Annotated in this window: 19 protein-coding genes; 5 read left to right on the top strand and 14 right to left on the bottom strand. The window is 35.4% G+C overall.

The window, feature by feature from the left end; all coding sequences use genetic code 11:
* Positions 1–89: 89 nt before the first annotated feature.
* The 14 genes from HP569_RS05675 to HP569_RS05740 form a co-directional block, all read right to left on the bottom strand.
* The gene (locus HP569_RS05675) at positions 90–1,127 is read right to left on the bottom strand and encodes a lactonase family protein (RefSeq protein WP_182200197.1); all 1,038 of its coding nucleotides are present in this window, start codon (positions 1,125–1,127) and stop codon (positions 90–92) included.
* An 84-nt stretch (positions 1,128–1,211) separates the two neighbouring features.
* Positions 1,212–1,925, bottom strand: coding sequence for a GntR family transcriptional regulator (locus HP569_RS05680; protein WP_182200198.1), 714 nt, complete (start codon positions 1,923–1,925; stop codon positions 1,212–1,214).
* Positions 1,926–2,034: 109 nt separating this feature from the next.
* Positions 2,035–2,652, bottom strand: coding sequence for a YesL family protein (locus HP569_RS05685; protein ID WP_182200199.1), 618 nt, complete (start codon positions 2,650–2,652; stop codon positions 2,035–2,037).
* A 45-nt stretch (positions 2,653–2,697) separates the two neighbouring features.
* Positions 2,698–3,594 (bottom strand): carbohydrate ABC transporter permease, encoded by an 897-nt coding sequence (locus HP569_RS05690; protein WP_182200200.1) that lies wholly within the window; start codon positions 3,592–3,594, stop codon positions 2,698–2,700.
* Positions 3,595–3,605: 11 nt separating this feature from the next.
* Positions 3,606–4,541 (bottom strand): ABC transporter permease, encoded by a 936-nt coding sequence (locus HP569_RS05695; protein ID WP_182200201.1) that lies wholly within the window; start codon positions 4,539–4,541, stop codon positions 3,606–3,608.
* 234 nt (positions 4,542–4,775) lie between these two features.
* The gene (locus HP569_RS05700; protein WP_182200202.1) at positions 4,776–6,401 is read right to left on the bottom strand and encodes a type 2 periplasmic-binding domain-containing protein; all 1,626 of its coding nucleotides are present in this window, start codon (positions 6,399–6,401) and stop codon (positions 4,776–4,778) included.
* Between the two features lie 340 nt (positions 6,402–6,741).
* Positions 6,742–7,965: an MFS transporter gene (locus HP569_RS05705; RefSeq protein WP_182200203.1), complete on the bottom strand. Its 1,224-nt coding sequence runs from the start codon at positions 7,963–7,965 to the stop codon at positions 6,742–6,744.
* A gap of 57 nt (positions 7,966–8,022) precedes the next feature.
* Positions 8,023–8,667 (bottom strand): ArsR/SmtB family transcription factor, encoded by a 645-nt coding sequence (locus HP569_RS05710; RefSeq protein ID WP_182200204.1) that lies wholly within the window; start codon positions 8,665–8,667, stop codon positions 8,023–8,025.
* Positions 8,668–8,899: 232 nt separating this feature from the next.
* Positions 8,900–9,844 carry a ribose ABC transporter substrate-binding protein RbsB gene (rbsB, locus tag HP569_RS05715; protein WP_182200205.1) on the bottom strand — a complete coding sequence of 315 codons (945 nt, stop codon included), beginning with the start codon at positions 9,842–9,844 and terminating at the stop codon, positions 8,900–8,902.
* A 57-nt stretch (positions 9,845–9,901) separates the two neighbouring features.
* Positions 9,902–10,837: an ABC transporter permease subunit gene (locus tag HP569_RS05720; RefSeq protein WP_182200206.1), complete on the bottom strand. Its 936-nt coding sequence runs from the start codon at positions 10,835–10,837 to the stop codon at positions 9,902–9,904.
* Between the two features lie 4 nt (positions 10,838–10,841).
* Positions 10,842–12,341, bottom strand: coding sequence for a sugar ABC transporter ATP-binding protein (locus HP569_RS05725; protein WP_182200207.1), 1,500 nt, complete (start codon positions 12,339–12,341; stop codon positions 10,842–10,844).
* Positions 12,342–12,359: 18 nt separating this feature from the next.
* Entirely contained in the window at positions 12,360–12,755 is a 396-nt protein-coding gene (gene rbsD, locus HP569_RS05730; RefSeq protein ID WP_182200208.1) for a D-ribose pyranase, read from the bottom strand.
* Positions 12,756–12,757: 2 nt separating this feature from the next.
* Complete coding sequence (gene rbsK / locus HP569_RS05735) at positions 12,758–13,645, bottom strand: ribokinase (protein ID WP_182200209.1); 888 nt, start codon at positions 13,643–13,645, stop codon at positions 12,758–12,760.
* A gap of 2 nt (positions 13,646–13,647) precedes the next feature.
* Positions 13,648–14,643, bottom strand: coding sequence for a LacI family DNA-binding transcriptional regulator (locus HP569_RS05740; RefSeq protein WP_182200210.1), 996 nt, complete (start codon positions 14,641–14,643; stop codon positions 13,648–13,650).
* A gap of 252 nt (positions 14,644–14,895) precedes the next feature.
* Here HP569_RS05740 and HP569_RS05745 point away from each other — a divergent pair, with 252 nt between their 5' ends.
* The 5 genes from HP569_RS05745 to HP569_RS05765 all read left to right on the top strand — a co-directional run bounded on the left by HP569_RS05745 (position 14,896) and on the right by HP569_RS05765 (position 19,884).
* Positions 14,896–15,576, top strand: coding sequence for a response regulator transcription factor (locus HP569_RS05745; protein WP_182200211.1), 681 nt, complete (start codon positions 14,896–14,898; stop codon positions 15,574–15,576).
* On the top strand, positions 15,573–16,952 hold the full coding sequence (locus tag HP569_RS05750) for a sensor histidine kinase (RefSeq protein ID WP_182200212.1): 1,380 nt from the start codon (positions 15,573–15,575) through the stop codon (positions 16,950–16,952). Before HP569_RS05745 ends, HP569_RS05750 begins: the two co-directional genes overlap by 4 nt.
* A 75-nt stretch (positions 16,953–17,027) precedes the next feature.
* Positions 17,028–18,062, top strand: coding sequence for an ABC transporter permease (locus HP569_RS05755; RefSeq protein WP_182200213.1), 1,035 nt, complete (start codon positions 17,028–17,030; stop codon positions 18,060–18,062).
* A gap of 1 nt (position 18,063) precedes the next feature.
* Positions 18,064–18,738, top strand: coding sequence for an ABC transporter ATP-binding protein (locus HP569_RS05760; protein WP_182200214.1), 675 nt, complete (start codon positions 18,064–18,066; stop codon positions 18,736–18,738).
* A gap of 147 nt (positions 18,739–18,885) precedes the next feature.
* Positions 18,886–19,884: a sugar-binding protein gene (locus HP569_RS05765; RefSeq protein ID WP_246366936.1), complete on the top strand. Its 999-nt coding sequence runs from the start codon at positions 18,886–18,888 to the stop codon at positions 19,882–19,884.
* Positions 19,885–19,901: the final 17 nt, after the last annotated feature.

Below are 19,901 nucleotides of genomic sequence, written 5' to 3' on the forward strand. Positions count from 1 at the left end.
GGTCAAAATTAAGATAAGTACATTTTTATATGGAAAAACGGAGCTAACACATTTACGTTTAGCTCCGCTTTTTTATTTATTTAACCAATTTATTCTGAGGGAAAATCAAATGATTTGAGACATACAGGTGCTTCAATAGAGAATTGATTTCCAGTATATTTAGGTACACCTTCAGCTTGAATTTCCATTGCCACTACAGCGTTTGTATGTTGATTAGCAACAAGCATAGTCGTTTCATCTGGAGTAATAACAAAATTCCTTGGCCATTTACCTTCTGCGGAAACATTATCAATATAGGTCAGCAAACCATTGTTGTTAATTTTAAAAACAGAGATACTGTCGTGACCACGATTGGAAGTATATAAAAATGACCGTTCATAAGCAATATGAATATCAGCACCAAAATTCTTTCCATTAAATGTTTCATTGAGGACGTTTATTTCTTGGACTAACTCAAGCTTAGAGCAAGTTTCATCATAATTATAAACAGCTATTTGAGAATTGAATTCATTGACAATATATATTTTTCTGTGTTCACCAAATACAGCAACATGTCTAGGACCTGACTTGGAAGTTGTTGCAAATTCATTAATTAACGTTAATTTACCCTTATTTAATTCATACAAATATACTTTATCTAATCCCAGGTCCGTAACAATATATCTGGACGTATTAGGAATTTGTATTATCATATGTGGGTGAGAGCCAGGTAAATAAACGTGTTGATCCGTCAATTTCTCTATTGTCTGATAACTTGCCAATTGATAGACCAACAAAGACCCTCCTGCATAGTTCACAACAAATAAATATTGCTCACTTTCGTCAAGTGTAATATAGCAGGGACCTACTATCTCGCCATCCTGTAGATTACCTTTTTCCTCTAACCGAAACATATCTTTAATAATATCATAACAAGCCACTTTACCTTGCTTCTCTTCACTGATGACATACAGTGTGTCTTGCTTCCTATTTACGGCTAGATAGGAAGGATTCGCTATACCTTTTACCGAATTCAATTGTTTGAAAGAACGTGATGTAGTATTGAATGCTAGCACTTGTATTGCATAGTCCTCTTCCAATCCATAAGTGCCCGTATAGATAATAAATGTATCTTTCTCAGAAACCATTTAAAACCTCTCCTCCATTACACTTTTAACCCAAATATTTCATGCGGAAAATAAAAGTACTTACTCTTTTACTAAGCTACAACATTAAACATCAAAATTAACAACATATTTATGAATGTCAGTATTATAATAACCAACAGAGAATTCAATTAATTGATCATTTATATCATAAGAATAACGAATTCGTTTCAAGAGAGGCTTCTGCTCTAATTGTAATTGATCTGTAATTGATGCATCAGGAACTTCAATGCCAAACTCATCTTTAAAACGATTGAACTTTATTCCTTGCTCAGAAATAATTTCATATAAAGATCCTAACAGCACTTCAGAATCATTTGGTAACATAATATCTTTTGTAATAAAATGCTTAAAATGAATGTATGGTTTTCCTTCTAACGTATACAGTCTTTCCACACAATGACATGTTGCTCCAAAATCATCTACTAGTTCAGGATAATTTTCAAGAAGGTCTACGGTTAAAATTGATGCAGATTCTTTTTTCAATTCATAGCCTTCTTCAATAAGGTGTTGAGAAAATCTCTGACCTTTAGACAGTTTAGATATCGCATAATTGTCTAATACAGTAGTTCCGATCCCACTTTTCTTCTCCACATATCCTTGATTTGATAGCTGCTCAACAGCTCTACGTATCGTAATCAGACTCACATCAAACTCTTCTTTTAATTCCACTTCTGAAGGTATTAGACTGCCTTTTGGATACTTTCCACTAACAATGCGATTTCTGAGAATTTCTTGCACTTGTGCATATAACGGGCCCTTTTTTAACGTTAATTTCATTTGAATTCCACTCCTATTCTTACTTCTTTCGTATTAAGTAGATCAAAAGCTGCTATTTAAACTATACTAACAAATAGTTTAACATGTAAGCTACTTAGACCATTACGAATTACACTTCTTTATATTCATATTTTGAAAAGCTTTTCGACACAGCCCACATGATAAACCAAGCGGAGACACTTCCTCCAAAAAAGAATAGCAGCGCCGGAATGGAAGTCCAAATAATGTAATAAACACTCCATAGAACCCCAAGGATGAATAGCGTCAGAATAGGATGAGAAAAACTAATAATAAATGGCCACTTAAAATAATCTAACCATTTCAATTTAAAATGAACAAATATCGGAAAGAAATAAATACAGACAATAACATATAAGATTAAAATCCCTAATACCGTATAGCTAACAAATAAATAGATAAAATGATCTTGTAATCTCAATATATTAAATTCAATTACGAGTAAATAACCTACAAGAAACAAGAGCAAACCGGCACTATTTGTCTTTAAAAACTCAGATTTATACACCTTCCAGTAAGATTGCAGTATTGGGAAATCCTCATCACCATTAATCCACTTCCTAACGATAGAAAACATAGCTGCAGTAGCGGGCATAAATCCAAACACAATTAAACCCAAAGCACTAAATATTACCCAACATACGTTTAGATATGCGAATCGAAGCGCCCATACCGCAAAACGATAATATCCACTAACAAAGGAATCCATGTTTCCGCCCCCTGTATTTATACCATATTATTTCATTACGCTAGACTACTCCTTAACTGACCCAATCAAAACACCTTTAACAAAAAAGCGTTGTAAGAATGGATACACAATTAACAACGGCAAAGCGGAAACAATAATTACCGCATATTTTACTAAAGAGGCTGTTTTCACTTGATCAGAGAATGACTGAGCCGCCCCTGCTGCTGTAGCCGCACTATCAGCACTCACTTCATTCAAGATTAAGATCTGTCTTAAAATTAATTGTAATGGAAATAGTTTTTCGTCCGACAAATAAATTAACGCATTAAAATACTGATTCCATAAGGCCACCGCATGAAACAATGCCATTACCGCAATAATCGGCAAGGATAACGGAAGAACCACTTTAAGAAATAAATAGAAATCACTTGCTCCATCTATTTTAGAAGCTTCAACTAACTGATCAGGAATGGTTTGCTGAAAGAATGTACGTGCCACGAGTACGGACCAAGCACCTACAACTCCTGGTATTACGATTGACCACATTGTATCGACCATTCCTAAATTTTTTACAACTAAATATGTGGGAATTAACCCACCATTGAATAACATAGTAAACAAAATAAACCACATGAATGCCTTTTTTGCCATTAGTTCTTTTCGAGATAATGCATAGGCAGCAGGCAGTAGAATAAATAAATGAATGAGCACCCCAACCACTGTATAAATAATTGTATTGCGGTAACCTGTCCAAATAGCTTCGTTCTGAAATACCCGCACAAACCCATCAAATGTAATATCTACAGGCCATAACCACATTTCACCAGAATTTACGGCTTGAGGATCACTAATCGAAGCACTAATAACAAAGATGAGCGGGTAAATAATGATTAATGTAACTAATAATACAAATATTAAATTTAACCTATCGAACGCTTTATCTGATAATGTGAATCGGGACATGTTTTTACCTCCTACCATAAGCTATTATTACTTACTTTTCTAGCAATCTGGTTAACAGTTACTAATAGAACAATATTGATTAAAGATTCAAATAACCCAATGGCTGCAGCAAAACTATACTGCCCTTCCAATAAACCCGTCTCATAAACAAACGTTTGAATAATATCTGAGGTTTCGGAATTCAGATTGTTTTGCATTAATAGAACCTTTTCAAAACCTATTTGCATAAAATTACCTATATTTAGAATGAAGAGAATAATAATCGTCGGTAAAATCGTTGGGATATTAATATGTATAATGCGCTGAAATCTCGTCGCACCATCCACTTTAGCTGCTTCGTGTAGTTCAGGATTAACTCCTGCAAGCGCCGCAAGGTATATGATTGTACCCCAACCAAGTGATTGCCATTGCCCCGACCAAACGAATATATGCCTAAACCATTCTGGACTAGTAAGGAAATGGATCGGTTCCATTCCAAACAATCGCACAACATGATTAATAAGCCCAGTATTAGGATCTAGAAATGCCACTAACATTCCGACAACAACTACTACGGAAATGAAGTGGGGGGCATACGTTAATGTCTGAGACCATTTTTTAAATGCACCATTTCTTAATTCATTTAATGATAAAGCAAAAATAATAGGTAAAGGGAATAAGAGAAGATTGTAGGCATTCAAAATAAGTGTATTTTTTAATAGCCTCCAGAAATAATAGGAATCAAAAAACCTTTCAAAATGTTCAAACCCTACTAAAGGACTTCCGAACATACCGAGGTTTGCATAATAATCCTTGAAAGCAATTTGAATACCGTACATAGGGATGTAATGAAAAACAAAGAAGTAGGTGATAGCTGGTAATAGGAAAATGTATAATTGCCAATTTTGCTTAAAACTTTTTGCAATCTTAGAATTTCCTTTTCTTTTTACTGATTTGACTACTGCCATACTTTTAAACCCCCTTATTACAATTGTTTGACTACTAAAGGATAGTTAGCTAAAAACATGTAACATACAAAAAATAAAAAGGGCATGCTTTTCTAAGAGGAATGAAAACGCGCACTAAATTGTTTGTTGATTGTCATGCCCATGATAATTATTTTACATAAACAAATATCTTAGATGGCTTAACAAGTTGGTTATCTCTTTTTATTTTGCAGACAGATGGCTTAGAAAATGTAATTAATTTTCCTGGTATCTATCATAAGCTTGTTGGTAAACATTTAGAAACTCATCAAAATTCATGCTTTCGATCGTCTCTACATATTGATCCCATTCAGAAAAATCAGCTTTTCCTGTGATAAATTTATCACGCATTTCTTCTGTATATTTAGAGATATCTTGACCTGCTGATTGAAGTACTTTGTTCTCTTCTTCGGTAAAAGTAAATCTAGGCCATATTTCATCTGCGGCAAATGGTTCGATTTTTTCTGCAGCAGCCATGGATTGCGGTGCAGATTCCCCACCTTGGAAGTAATCAGCTTTGATAATACCATTGATTGAACCAAGCCATGTTAATTGCTTAGCAAGCGCTTGTTCAAACGTCATATCCCCTTCAGGATTAAGAATGTGATCCATGTATTGCTTCTCTCCATCAACGTTCTCAAATGTTTCTCCTTCAACACCCATATAATAGAGCTCTGCCCCTTCATCACTATAGAAGTGATCCATCCATCTTACTGTAGCTTCAGGACTAGGATTCTCTTCTGTGATTACTAGATTAGATGTTGCCCAGACAGGTGATGATATTTTGTTGTATTGCTGGTGACCATCTTCACCCTCTAAAGCTGCTAAACTATTATATTGTGATCCAATTTCTTCTCCAAATAATTCAATAGGATCATAGAAAATCATACTTCCATATAAATTATTTGAGGCATTTGCAAGGAATTGCCCCCACTCAATAGAGAAAATACTTTGGTCAATCAATTGTTCTTCATATAGCTTATTGATGTATTGTAACAACTTTTTATATTCATCAGATGTTGCATAGAACCTGACCTTACTTTCATCGCTCGGATCTACATCAATATTTGCTCCGTTCGATGGTCCTCGGTTCATGACACCATAGGAACCTGACAGCCATTGCACTAGCTCCTGAATATCCGTACCACCATAAGGGATGGTTTTCCCTCCCCCTACTGGATCTAGTTCCTTCACCGCCTTTAAGTATTCGTAATATTCTCCAGTTGTCTCAGGAATATCCATATTCAATTCCTTTAACCATGCTTCATTAACCCATGGTCTTGCACTAAGTCTTAAGGATAAGAAATCCTCTTCTATAAGGGATGGCATAGAATAAATATTCCCATCCGGGAACGTAAGCGCTTCCTTTATAGTCGGATTTTCTTCCATTAATTTCGTTAAATTAGGGGCATATTCAGCTATTAGATCATTTAAAGGAATAAAAACGCCCTGTTGACCATATCTCAATAAATCTGAGTTAGGTACCTGTGAAAGGTAAAATGCATCTGGTAACTGTCCACCACCAAGCGCGAGGTTTCTTTTCTCCTCAAGTGCATCAAGACTAACTAAATCCCAATTAACATTAATATTAGTCATATCTCGATAATGATTCCAGACTAGAATATCGTTCCAATCATTGTCCTCATTTTGCGCTGGTTTATAAGCAAAGAAGTTTAAATCAAGGGAATCTTCAACAATCGGCATACCCGTCTTATTGACATCACTAGCTTCTGTTTCATTCTCAGTCTCATCAGTATCTGTTTTCTCACTGTTACACGCTGATAACGCAAACACTACTACAACCATAAGAAAAAACACGGTTAAAAAACTTTTTAACTTCACTAAAAACCCTCCTTTAAAAACTACTTTCTTCACTCACTAAAAACAAAGCGGCATCTTACAGCATCTTCACGTATATCCATTAATTCCTCCTTCTGATAACTAGGTTAGCAACTGGAAAAAGATTTGCTATCATTCTAAATAATACCATCGCTTACTCACCTAGTCAATATAACATTATTATGTTATATCTTTATATAGTTATTACTACAACTACTAAATTAGACATGACAATTAATTTTTTATTTTGAAAAGATTTAGAACAATTGAAAAAGGTATGTGTTTGATATATGATCAAACACATACCTTAAAGACTAATGAATATAGTTCATTTCCTATTACACTATTTAATTGGATCATGTATTCTAAATCGTGATAATAATCCGGCAATAAAGGGCACTAACGCCACTAGTCCTATCGCCCAGGTTACACCTAACAAATCAGCAATAAATCCTGCTAATAATGCCCCAAAGGCATAACCACTATCTCTCCAAAAACGATAGACTCCCATTGAAGAAGCGCGCCAACGTGGATCAGCAACATCTCCAATAGCCGCTTGCAGTGTTGGATATACCATTGCCGTTCCCAGCCCTAATAAAATCGCTCCAATAATCCATAAAAAATAACTATTAACAGCGATAATAAACCACAAGGCAATTGCTTGTGTCCACATCCCATAAGTGATTAAGCTTTTCCTACCAATCTTGTCACTCAATGCGCCTGTGAATAGTTGAAACACTCCCCAAGAAGCAGGATACAGTGCAACAATTGTACCAACTTCATCAACATTCAGGCCTACTGTAGTGAAAAATATCGGGAAAAGCCCCCAAGCCATCCCATCTTTTAAGTTCGTAGCTAAGCCAGAAAAGCTAATCGTTGATAGATTGCTATTTTTCCACGTTGTTAAATGAAAGATTTCCTTTGATGAGAAATTATTATTATGTTTAGGGGATGTGTGGTCTTTTATATATGTTTTTAGTAAATGATCGGTATCTTTTACGATAAATGATAGAATGATTCCGACTATCGCAATGCCAATTCCAATAAAGAACGGATCAGGCCTTAAGGAATAAAAAGTTGCTACATAACCTGATATCGCAGCAAACAACGCCACCCCGGAGTATCCAGCAAATTCATTCAAACCGACCGCTGTTCCCCTTTGATTGGGTTTTGACAAATCTATTTTCATATTCACTGTCATTGACCACGTTAGCCCTTGATTAATACCTAATAGAATATTAGCAACAACGATTACCCACCATGCATGGGCAAAAATAATTGAAACAGGAACAAATAAACCGATCATCCAACCAATCAATAATACTTTTTTTCTACCAAAACGATCAGCTATTTGACCAGCAAAGTAATTTACGATTGCTTTAGAAAACCCAAAACTAACAATAAAAGATAGGGCTGCACTAGTAGATGCTAATCCGAACTGTTCCTCTCCTAATATTGGCAAAATGGTTCGCTCTATCCCAACCATGGATCCGACAAATAAGTTTGTAATAACAAGTAAAACAAACTGCATGCGATTTTCTTTTATACCTATTTTAACTTGATTCATTTGATTTACCTCCAAAATGAAAAAAGCCTGAATCAAAACAGACTTTTTCTTAGATCATTACTTCATTTCTCTCCATTCATTTACTCCCGCTTCAAGTAAAGAAGCCTTATAACCTTTTGACTGTAGTAGCTGTACCGCTTCTGTTGCATAAACACAATATGGACCTCTACAATAAACAACAACGTCTTTATCTTTCGGTAATTGTTCAATTCGCTTTTCCAATTCCGAAATAGGGATGGAAGTTGCACCCGGAAGATGATCAACTATATATTCATCTCTTGGTCTAACATCAATTAACGTAATAGAATCTTCCTTCGTTTTTTTTGAAAAATCATTTTGCTGAAGTACATTTAATTGATGGTTTTTCGAAATGAAATCAGCTCTAACATCATTTATTTCATCGGTTCGATCCTCAGTCGTACTTCTTAAAGCTAGAAATAGATGCCGCACTTCATTACTCGCTAGTTGATAAATTATATAATTTTTTTCTTTCGCAAACACAACTAGCTTCGCATCAAGTAAAGCTTGTAAATGTTTAGACGTATTAGCTATACTCATCTTCGTTTCAGTTGCCAATAATTCTACCGATTTAGATCCTTGTGTTAATAAATCTAACAATTCAATTCGCTTTGGACTCGATAACGCCTTACCAATACGAGCAAACTCTCCATAAACAAAATCTTTAAAGCCTCTAGCGTCCATCGCTTTTTCACCCCACACACAAATGATACTATTCAACCAATTAGTTGAATAGTATCATTTGTCGAATTTAATGTAAATGGATGTGACTTACCTAAACATTTCATCTAGCTAATTCTTAACCCATTAAAATCGATAGAGTATGTTTCAAACATTCATAACTTGACAACAAAACACCCCTAGAATTAGATTTTTAGTTCTAGGGGTGTAAATTATAAGTGGGTGGGTATTTGTTTTAATTGTTTGTAACTAACTCTAGTTCTACTGGAATTGTTCTTTCTACTTCATCACCATTCACGATTTTTTGTGCAGCTTTCACAGCTTCTTCTCCGATTAATTTAGGTTGTTGTGCGATCGTCGCGTCTAGAGTTCCATCTTCTACTGCTTTTACCGCATCGTCGATTGCATCAAATCCTACCACGATGATATCTTCGCTTAAGCCCGCCGACTCTATAGCTTCCAAAGCACCTAATGCCATCTCATCATTATGAGCAAATACAGCATCAATTTTTTCTGTACCTTGTAATATATTCTCCATTACAGTTAATCCTTCTGTTCTATCAAAGTTTGCCGTCTGATTGGCAACCATTTCTAAATCATTCATTTTGTCGATTACATTATGAAATCCTTCTCCACGTTCACGCGTTGCAGAAGCGCCAGGAACACCTTCAATTTCTACTAGTTTCCCTTGCTCTTCAAGCTGAGATACAATGTATTCTCCAGCCATTTCACCACCCGCAACGTTATCAGATGCAACATGTGTCACAACTTCTCCACCATCAGCACTGCGATCAACTGTTATAACAGGAACACCAGCCTCGTTAGCAAGCTCCACTGCAGAAACAACCGCTTCAGAATCAACTGGATTGATTAAAAGCACATCAATATTTTGTTGTAGCATATCCTCGATATCACTTAACTGTGTTGTAGGATCGTCTTGTGCATCAGATGTAATGATATCAAACCCCGCTTCTTTTGCTGCAAGTTCTGTACCATCTCGTAATGAAACAAAGAATGGGTTATTTAAAGTTGAAACAGAAAAACCAACTGTCACACTATTATCACCATCTCCTTCTTCACCTTCACCAGCATCTCCAGAACCCGGTGCATCTGTAGAGCAAGCCGCTAGAAATAGTACTGCAGCAATTAAAATAGCCATTGCTTTTAACCATTTAAACATATTGAATTCCTCCCTAATATTTTTTTATAGAAAAGATGCAAGTGCACTCTTAACTAACTATTTATTTGAGCTACGATCAAGTAATACAGCAAGCAGTATAATACCACCTTTAACAATTTGTTGATAAAACGAAGAAACATTCATTAAGTTTAATCCATTATCAATGACGCCAATAATCAGCGCACCAATTAACGTACCTATAATACGACCACGTCCACCTGCTAAACTAGTGCCACCAATTACTACAGCAGCGATTGCATCTAGCTCATATGATGCACCAGCTGTTGGTTGTGCAGAGTTGAGTCGACTAGTAATAATAATCCCTGCAAGAACAGACAACATCCCGGTTAATGAATAAACCCAAATTTTCACACGATCTGCTTTAATACCTGATAAAATCGACGCTTCCTCATTTCCACCAATGGCGTATACTTGTCTTCCGAATACTGTTTTATTTAAAACAAAATATAGAATCAGGAACATGATTATCATTAGAATCGCAGGGAATGGAATGCCGAAAACATAACCTTTTCCTATCATTTCAAATGTAAAGCTGTCAGAAAGACCTGTAATCGGTCGACCACCCGTGTATACAAGTGTTGCTCCACGATAGATTGTCATGGTTGCCAACGTTGCAATAAATGGCGCAACTTTTCCCTTTGTAATGATGACTCCATTTATTGCGCCAAGTAAAAACCCGATTAAAAGCCCAAGAAATATTGCAAGCAATGGATCCATTGAACTGGATAACAACCCAGCAGTTAAAGCACTTCCTAAGGCTAATATGGATCCGACAGATAAATCAATTCCTGCTGTTAAAATGACAAATGTCATCCCAAACGCAATTAATGAATTAACAGAAATCTGGCGAAGTAAATTTAAGATATTGTTTAAAGTTAAAAAGCTGTCATTCATAATTCCAAGAAAAATAGAAAATAAAATCAAACCAATTAACGGACCAAGAATTGAGATATTTTTTTTAATGTAGGACATGAGTTTATTCCCCTCCCGTAGCTGCTAACATAATTTTTTCCTGTGTTGCTTCATTACGATCAAAGAATCCTTTTACTTTTCCTTCATGCATAACCATTACACGATCACTTACTCCAAGTATTTCCTGTAATTCAGAAGATACCATAATGATTGCAACACCATTTTCGGCAAGTTCGTTAATAATTGTATAGATCTCTTTCTTCGCTCCGATATCTACCCCCCGTGTTGGTTCATCTAAAATCAATACTTTTGGTTCAATGCCAAGCCATTTGGCAACAACCACCTTTTGTTGGTTACCGCCACTTAATGACTTTACCTGTTGTTCACTGTTTGTCGCTTTCACGTTTAGTCGTTTTATTAATTGATTAACAAGCTCACGTTCCTTTTTTGTTTGAATTACTTGATTTTTGGATACTCTTTTGAAATTAGCTAACGTAATATTTTCACGAATTGGTGCTTCCAACATAAGCCCTTTTACTTTACGATCTTCGGTAATAAAGCCAATTCCTTGTTTAATTAAATTCTTTGGATGGTTTGCTTTCAATGGTTTTCCATCTAATTTGACATGTCCATTACTGCTTTTCCGATAGCCGAACAGTGCCTCCATTACTTCCGATCGTCCTGCACCCATTAATCCAGAAACACCTAATATCTCACCTTTACGCACGTCAAAAGTTACATTATCAAACCAACCAGGTGAGGAAAAGTTCTCCACGGAAAGAATTACATCACCTATATAATTATTCTTTTCAGGAAATCGTTGTCCTAGTTCACGACCTACCATCATTTTCACTACAGCTTCTAGATTGGTTTCTTTCACCATTCTGGTTCCTACATAAGAGCCATCCCGTAACACCGTTATACGATCACATATCTCAAAAATTTCTTCCATACGGTGGGAAATATATACAAAGCTTACACCTTGTTTCTTTAAATCTTGAACTAAATTAAATAGACTTCGAATCTCACGCTCTGTTAAAGCAGCTGTTGGCTCGTCCATAATAATAACCTTAGCTTCAGTGGCAAGGGCTCTAGCGATCTCTACCATTTGCTGTTTTCCTACAGATAAGTTTCCTGCAATATCATTGGGTTGGATATTTTTCACACCTAATTTATCCAATATACCCTTTGTTTGCGCTTTCATTTCATTTGATTTTATAATTCCTGATTTACCATAGGTGAGCTCTTTACCCAAAAACATGTTCTCAGCAACTGTTAAATATGGAATTATATTTAACTCCTGATGAATAACAATTATCCCTTCTTTTTCGGCTTCTTTCGGATTAGAAAACTTAACCTCTTCCCCTTTCCATCGAATGATTCCACTATCTCTTGGATGAATCCCGGTCAGCACCTTTATAAGAGTAGACTTCCCAGCACCATTCTCACCCATTAAGGCATGAATCTCTCCCTCTTGGATATCAAAATGAACGTCAGATAGCACTTGGTTTCCTACAAATGATTTATCAATATGCTCCATTTCAATGATTGGTGTGTCAGACATGTTCCTCACTCTCTTTCATTAAAATATTACACCAGACTGCAATATCACATTTGCATATGGTGTTGCTTCGCCTGTACGAATAACTACTTTTGCTTTGGATATGTCTTCTTTGAATTTTTGATGTGACAAATATGCAACTTCTACTTTTCCGATTTCTTTTTCGATATATCTTTCTAATTGAGGATTGTTGTCCTTGATTTCATTTGCAAGCGTTACTTTTTCAAATACCATGTCCTCTTTTACAGAATTAAAAATTGATTGAAAATTAGGCTCTCCAATTGTATAAGATAGATCGACACATTTTACTGTAGTTGGAATTGGTAATCCGCAATCTGCAATTACTACTGTGTCACCATGACCAAGTGTTGCAAATACTGCAGACAATTCTCTATTTAAAATCCCTTGCTTTTTCATGTTTATTTCACTCCCTTTCCAATGAAATCTATCACCGGTTGCTTAGTCGGCATTCCTACTTGTGCGCCTCGCTTTGTAACTGATAATGCAGCAGCTGCGTTTGCAAAATAAACAGCTTCTTCAAGTGGCTTCTTTTCCGCCAACTGCATCGCTAATGCACCATTGAATGTGTCACCAGCGCCGGTTGTATCTTTTACATTTACAGATAAACCTTTTACTTGTTTCATTTCTCCATTTGAAGAGAAATTAACTCCTGCTTTTCCTTCTGTAATAATTAATTTATTTAAAAAATTAATCATATCCACGCCTCTTTCAGCTTCCAATTCAGCCGCTTCCAATTCATTTGGTGTAAGATACGTTATTTTTTCTATCATACTTTTTGATAACTTCTGATATGGGGCAGGATTTAAAATAATTGGTACTTGATGCTCCCACGCAATATCTACTGCGCATTTCACTGATTCCATTGGTATCTCAAGCTGTAGCAATAGGATATCCGCGTTCTTGATGATCTCCTCAAATTGCTTCACAACAATAGGCGTAACAGCATTGTTTGCTCCAGGTGCTACAATAATCCTATTGTCTTGTTGAGATAGAATAATATTAGCAACACCAGTTTCTAAAGTATCAGTTTCAATAATTCCCTTTGTCTGAATGCCTTCTAAATGCAGACGCTTTTTTAATTTTTCTCCAAACAAATCCTTACCTACAGCACCGATAAAATCAACTTCTGCACCAAGTCTAGAAGCTGCAACTGCTTGATTGGCACCTTTACCCCCGGGATACTCATTAAATCTTTTTCCTAAAACCGTCTGGCCTTTAGCAGGCATCTTGTCAGTTTCTATCGTTAGATCCATGTTAATACTCCCAACCACACATACCTTTCCCATTTCTATCCCTTCTTTCGTGTAGATTGACGTTTCATAAAGTTCACTTCTAGTTTTTCCATCCGTTTAGGCAAGCTTGGATCGTTTATCTCATCCATAATCATACTCGCTGCTTTTCTTCCCATTTCATAAATAGGTTGAGCCATTGTGGTTAAAGACGGTGAGGTTATTTCTCCAAGAGATATACCGTCAAATCCTATAATGGATAAGTCATCAGGTATTTTAATTTTCATCTCTTCCGCTACTTTCATAGTCCTAATCGCAATCGAATCATTTGCTGCAAATATTCCATCAACATCTGGGTGCTTTTGTAGCAGTGCTTTAATATTTTCTGTTGATGCTTGGAGTTTCATATCGTAATCAGATGTAATTATTAAATCATTAGAAAACCAAGATTCATAAGCAACTGCATCAATATAACCTTTCATTCTATCCTTTGCGTTTAACACAGAGGAAGGACCAGCAATATGAGCAATTTTTTTACAACCAATTTCTTTCAAATAATTTGTAGCGTTACACGCTCCTTCACGATTATTTACTTTTACATAAGAGTAATCCCCTTTTTCGAAAACTCGGTCTAGCAGCACAATTGGTACTTTTATTTTCCCTATATAATCTGGAGATATTGTATCAGAAACAATTATCATTCCATCAATTGACTTCTGTTGTAATGAGTTTAAATATGTTGCTTCTTTTTCATAAGAATTATCTGTATTACAGAGAATAAATGTATAACTATTCTGATTGCATAGATCTTCTACAGCTCTCGCAAGTTCTGGAAAGAAAGGATTAGTAATGTCCGGCACAAGTAACGCAATCATTTTAGATTTTCCTTTAAAAAGCGATCGAGCAACATCGTTAGGCTTATAATCAAGATCGTTTATTGCCTTTTCAACCTTTTCTTTAGTAGCTGACTGAACATAACCTTTCTTATTTAGAACCCTCGAAACAGTAGCAACTGAAACCTGAGCATATTCTGCCACATCTCTAATCGTTGTCATAAACTCTCCCCTTTTATGTAACGGGTTACATTTCTAAGTTTAGATTCGTGTAACCCGTTACATATATCCTAAAATAACAGCCAATTAATGTCAAGGTAAAAAATTCTTTTTTAACCAAAAAACTTAACAATAGATTTATTTGGACTTAAACCGCCCAAACATAGACAACCCACAAAACAATCATATACAATCTAAATAAGAGCAAAATGGGACAAAGGGGTCTGACCCCAATGTCCTAACTGGAGGATGGATATGGCTACGATTTTGATTGTGGATGATGATGTTCATATTTTGGATCTTGTTACGATTAATTTAACTCAGGCTGGCTATCAAGTTGTGCAAGCGAAGGACGGCATCGAGGCGCTTGCTAAATTAAAGCAACAGAAGTGTGACCTTGCTGTTGTTGATATTATGATGCCTTTTATGGATGGATATAATTTAACAAAGGAAATGCGAAAAAAATATGATATACCTATTATCCTTTTAACCGCAAAAAATCAAATCGAGGATAAAGAAGAGGGATTTAAAGCCGGAACAGATGATTACGTCGTTAAACCGTTTGAACCAAAAGAATTAATATTTAGAATACAAGCTTTGTTAAGAAGATACGGTAAGCAAGAAGATGAAACAATTATTCGTTTAGGAAATACAACTATTAATCAAAAGAATTATGAAGTACAAATTGGTCAACAGACTACTCTCTTACCCTTAAAAGAGTTTGAGTTGTTACATTATTTAGCTTCTCACCCGATGCAAGTATTTAGCCGTGAACAGCTGATCGAACAAATCTGGGGAGCAGATTATGAAGGAGATGACCGTACAGTAGATGTCCATATTAAACGTTTACGAGAACGTTTTTCAAAAATAACCGCTGATTTTCAAATTAAAACTGTACGTGGCATTGGTTATTTATTAGAGGAAAAGCAACAATGAAGTCACTTTATTTAAAATTCGTTGTTATTACCATCAGTATCATGATCGCAAGTGGTGTGATTTCTTTTCTATTATCTAATGCTTATTATCAAATAAAATTAAAACCTTATAATGACGAAAAAAACGCTCAAATTGCATTAGATATTGCAACTTTTGTAAACGAGAACCCTTCTATTGATTTAGAAGCATATTTAGAGAATATTGGACATGTTGGTTACCACCTTTATTTGGTCAACTCGAATGGTGAGAACCAATTTTTTGGCTCACCTTTTAGAGATAATACATTAAGTAAATCTACGATAGAAAATGTACTAAATGGTGAAATCTTTCATGGTATGCTTCAATTTTCTGAGGGTACCTTTGTAACTGGTTTTTTTGCTAATGAGTTGGCTAATACAATTGGCGTTCCACTAACATACAATGACCAAAATTATGCACTTTTCCTTAGGCCAGATATTGAATTACTTTTTAATGAAATGCGTAAGTTATTTGCATGGATGCTACTTTTTGCAATTATATTGAGTATTATCATGGTTGTTTTAAGCACAAAATACTTAATCAAACCAATAACAAAATTAACAAAAGCAACAAAAACATTGTCACAAGGCAACTTCAATGTAGCACTGGATATTAAGCGTCATGACGAACTAGGCGAGCTTTCCAAAAGTTTCTCAGATATGGCTAACAAATTAGAACAAACGGAAGATATACGGAAAGAATTTATTTCCAATGTTTCCCATGACATACAATCACCATTATCAAACATTAAAGGCTACACAAACCTATTGCATGATGACACGTTAAGTCCAGTAGAAAAGGAAAAATATATCTCAATTATAAATGGAGAAATAAAAAGACTTTCGACATTAACACGACAATTATTACTGCTTGCCTCTTTAGATCGAAATGAAGATGTTGTCAAAAAAGAAAAATTTCGTTTGGATACGCAACTGAAAGAACTTATTAAAAGTTATCAATGGCTAATTAGCGAAAAAGGGATCATGCTTGGTTATTCTTTACCAGAGACAGAACTCACTGGTGATCCATCTTTACTTTATGCGGTATGGGATAACTTACTTACAAATGCAATAAAATATAATAGTAAAAATGGCAACATAAACATCACGATTGAACAGAAAGAGAACACTGTCTCTATTCGTTTTGAAGATACCGGCATTGGTTTAAGTGAAACTAATATAAAAAGAATCTTTGACCGTTTTTACCGCGTGGATATATCACGCACTAGAACTATTGAGGGGACAGGACTTGGTTTATCTATCGTCGCTAGTATTGTGAAACTGCACCACGGTGAGATTAAAGTAGAGAGTAATGAGAATATAGGTTCCACATTTACTATTGAGCTTCCATTACAATAATTTTTTGGGCTGTTCATATTCCGTTCATATTATTGTTTTACACTTAGCTTGTGAAACAATTTTGGAGGGAATTATATGAAAATAGCATGGAAAGAAATGAAGAAAAACAAAGCGAAATTTTTAATATTAGGCTCAATTGTATTTTTAATTAGTTTATTAACCTTTATCATTTCAGGTTTAGCTAATGGCCTATCTGATGATAATGCTTCACTGATTAAAGACCTCCCTGACGGTCAATTTTATATGAGTGAAGATGCAGAACAAACATATAACTTATCGAGTATCGATAGTGAGACACAAGAAGAAATTCTTAATAAACACGAAGATGCTGCCGCCTTCTCAATACAAAGAGGTTTTGTAAATGATGATGCGGACAAACAGCACGGTGTTGTTTTTGTAACATCAACGGAATCTGATTTTTTCGAAAATGTTAAAAAAGGTGAAATCGTATTAGATCAGTCGTTAAAAGAAGATGGCATTAAAGTTGGAGACACATTAACCAATAATCAATTTGATGATGAATTTGTTGTTAAAGGATTTGTCGATCAAAAGAAATACAGCCACTCACCTGTCGCCTACATTAATACAGAAGATTATCAGCAAATGTATCGTGTAGAAGATATGCAGCTTATTATGATTCCAGATGCTGATGATTCCTTATCTTTTGACGGATTGGAGTCATTCTCGAATAAAGCATTTCTTAACACGATCCCTAGCTTTAGCGCAGAACAAATGTCATTAAATATGATTGTTTGGTTTTTAGTTGTTATTAGCGGTATGTTATTTGCAATTTTCTTCTACATGATGAATGTGCAGAAAATCGGTTTATACGGTATCTTAAAAGCAATCGGAATAAAAACTAGTACATTATTCAAAATGATGTGGACACAAATGTTTGTTATTACATCGATATCGCTTATTTTATCCGTATCATTAAGTCAACTCTTTAACTCTTTTGCTCCTGATGGAATGCCATTTAGTCTATCAATGGTAACTACTATACAGTTAGCGATCGTTTTCTTTGTTATTGGATTTATTGGTGCTACCCTTTCCGGATTACAAATACGAAAAGTCGGTCCACTACAAGCGATTCAACAAGGAGAGGTGTAAAATGAGTATTTTTGAAATAAAAGATGTTCGTAAATCATTTAAAAACGGTGAAATAGAGGAAGAAATATTAAAAGGAGTTAACCTTCCACTTCAAAAAGGAGAAGTTACCGCATTAGTTGGAGCTTCAGGTTCTGGTAAAAGTACACTACTCACTATTGCAGCCGGACTTCAACCTGCATCGAGTGGCCAGTTATTATTTGATGGAAAAAATCTGACTGACTTAAATCAAGAACAAATACGTCAAATTCGTGCGAAAGATTTTGGATTTGTCTTTCAATCATCACATTTGGTTCCTTTTCTTACTGTTGAAGAACAACTATTATTAATGCTAGAAGTTGCGGAGACAACATTAAGTAAACCAGAACAAAAGAAAGAAATCGATAAAATCTTGAAAATTGTAGATTTAGAACAAAGAAAGAAAGCTTACCCTTCTTCTCTATCAGGTGGAGAAAAACAACGTGTGGCAATCGCACGCGCAATCATTCATCAGCCTAAAATACTTTTTGCTGATGAACCTACCGCAAACTTAGATTCCAAGCGCTCTAAAGAAGTGATGGAACTTATTCGCGAATTAACCAATACACTTGGAATTACAACATTAGTCGTCACACATGATGAGGAAATGCTACCATACGTAGATAACATCATAAAAATGAAAGACGGCATCGTAATATAAGCAATGGGCCATTGGGGGCATCCCCAGTGGCCTTTTTTTGGGACAAAGGGGTCTGACCCCAATGTCCCATTTGCTTTACGGGGTAAAAAAGGGTATCTTAATGTTATCTATTATTTGAAGCGCTTACAACTAAAGGGGGAGGATTGGTTGACTACAGGTAGGAGATACTTTCTTTATGTTTTTGGTGGTGTTTTGTTTTTAGTGTGTCTTTTCTTAACGGTTCATTATGGAAGAGAGACATTTTACCTAGAAGGACAAATAAATAACAAAAAGGATTATGACTATCATTTTGTTCTTATTACAGAAGAGGTCGGGAATGATTATTGGCGTTTAGTTGAAAATGGTGCACGTGAGCAAGCAGCAGCAAACAATGTATATTTGGAATATATCGGACCTGAGCAAGCTGATTTAACGGAGAATCTAAACACGTTTGAACGAATGATTGCTGCAAAAGTAGATGGCATTTTTATACAAGGTTTACCCGATAAACGTTTCAATCACCTGGTAAATAAAGCAAAGGATCACAACATACCAGTTGCAACTATTGATGCTGATACGCCGGACAGCAATCGAGATTTTTATGTTGGTACAAATAATTATCAGGCCGGACAATTGGCAGGTGAAACACTAATTAAGAATACATCAGGAACTATAAATGTTGGTATTGTCGTCGGATCAAAAGAAAGTATAAACCAGCAACTTCGCCTACAGGGTTTGAAAGATGCAATCACCTCTGTCGAAAGAATAAATCTTGTCTCGATTGATGAATCAGCCATTAGTGAAATTGGCGCTGCACAAGCAACCTACGCACTATTAAAAAACAATCCAGAAATAAATGCATTATTTGGTTTAAGTGCATTAGATGGCATTGGCATCGTACAAGGCGTGGAGGAAATGAATCCTAATAAGTATCCATTAATTATAGCTTTTGATACCTTACCTGAAACCATCTCGCTAATTGAAAAAGAGAAAATTTTTGCGACAGTAGTACAATACCCCAATCAAATGGGTCAACAAGCAGTTGAGTTAATGCTTGATTTAAAAAAACAGCAAACCATTGATGAATTAAATTTCACCGATACTGGTGTTTTATTAAAAAACGATATTAAAGATGGCGAAAGTTTATTAATAGGTGATGCCAATTGAAATCCATTCGTAGTAAA

Origin of the sequence: Paraliobacillus salinarum, assembly GCF_014083865.1 — a bacterium.
In the GTDB taxonomy this organism is placed as follows: Bacteria; Bacillota; Bacilli; order Bacillales; family Amphibacillaceae; genus Paraliobacillus; species Paraliobacillus salinarum.

Bases quoted from the DNA above. Each gene is read 5' to 3' on its own strand.
- HP569_RS05745 (WP_182200211.1), top strand. From the start codon at position 14,896: ATGGCTACGATTTTGATTGTGGATGATGATGTTCATATTTTGGATCTT.
- HP569_RS05705 (WP_182200203.1), bottom strand. From the start codon at position 7,965: ATGAATCAAGTTAAAATAGGTATAAAAGAAAATCGCATGCAGTTTGTT.
- HP569_RS05760 (WP_182200214.1), top strand. From the start codon at position 18,064: ATGAGTATTTTTGAAATAAAAGATGTTCGTAAATCATTTAAAAACGGT.
- HP569_RS05690 (WP_182200200.1), bottom strand. From the start codon at position 3,594: ATGTCCCGATTCACATTATCAGATAAAGCGTTCGATAGGTTAAATTTA.
- HP569_RS05685 (WP_182200199.1), bottom strand. From the start codon at position 2,652: ATGGATTCCTTTGTTAGTGGATATTATCGTTTTGCGGTATGGGCGCTT.
- HP569_RS05680 (WP_182200198.1), bottom strand. From the start codon at position 1,925: ATGAAATTAACGTTAAAAAAGGGCCCGTTATATGCACAAGTGCAAGAA.
- HP569_RS05755 (WP_182200213.1), top strand. From the start codon at position 17,028: ATGAAAATAGCATGGAAAGAAATGAAGAAAAACAAAGCGAAATTTTTA.
- HP569_RS05750 (WP_182200212.1), top strand. From the start codon at position 15,573: ATGAAGTCACTTTATTTAAAATTCGTTGTTATTACCATCAGTATCATG.
- HP569_RS05710 (WP_182200204.1), bottom strand. From the start codon at position 8,667: ATGGACGCTAGAGGCTTTAAAGATTTTGTTTATGGAGAGTTTGCTCGT.
- HP569_RS05740 (WP_182200210.1), bottom strand. From the start codon at position 14,643: ATGACAACGATTAGAGATGTGGCAGAATATGCTCAGGTTTCAGTTGCT.
- rbsK (WP_182200209.1), bottom strand. From the start codon at position 13,645: ATGGGAAAGGTATGTGTGGTTGGGAGTATTAACATGGATCTAACGATA.
- rbsD (WP_182200208.1), bottom strand. From the start codon at position 12,755: ATGAAAAAGCAAGGGATTTTAAATAGAGAATTGTCTGCAGTATTTGCA.
- HP569_RS05725 (WP_182200207.1), bottom strand. From the start codon at position 12,341: ATGTCTGACACACCAATCATTGAAATGGAGCATATTGATAAATCATTT.
- HP569_RS05720 (WP_182200206.1), bottom strand. From the start codon at position 10,837: ATGTCCTACATTAAAAAAAATATCTCAATTCTTGGTCCGTTAATTGGT.
- rbsB (WP_182200205.1), bottom strand. From the start codon at position 9,844: ATGTTTAAATGGTTAAAAGCAATGGCTATTTTAATTGCTGCAGTACTA.
- HP569_RS05695 (WP_182200201.1), bottom strand. From the start codon at position 4,541: ATGGCAGTAGTCAAATCAGTAAAAAGAAAAGGAAATTCTAAGATTGCA.
- HP569_RS05675 (WP_182200197.1), bottom strand. From the start codon at position 1,127: ATGGTTTCTGAGAAAGATACATTTATTATCTATACGGGCACTTATGGA.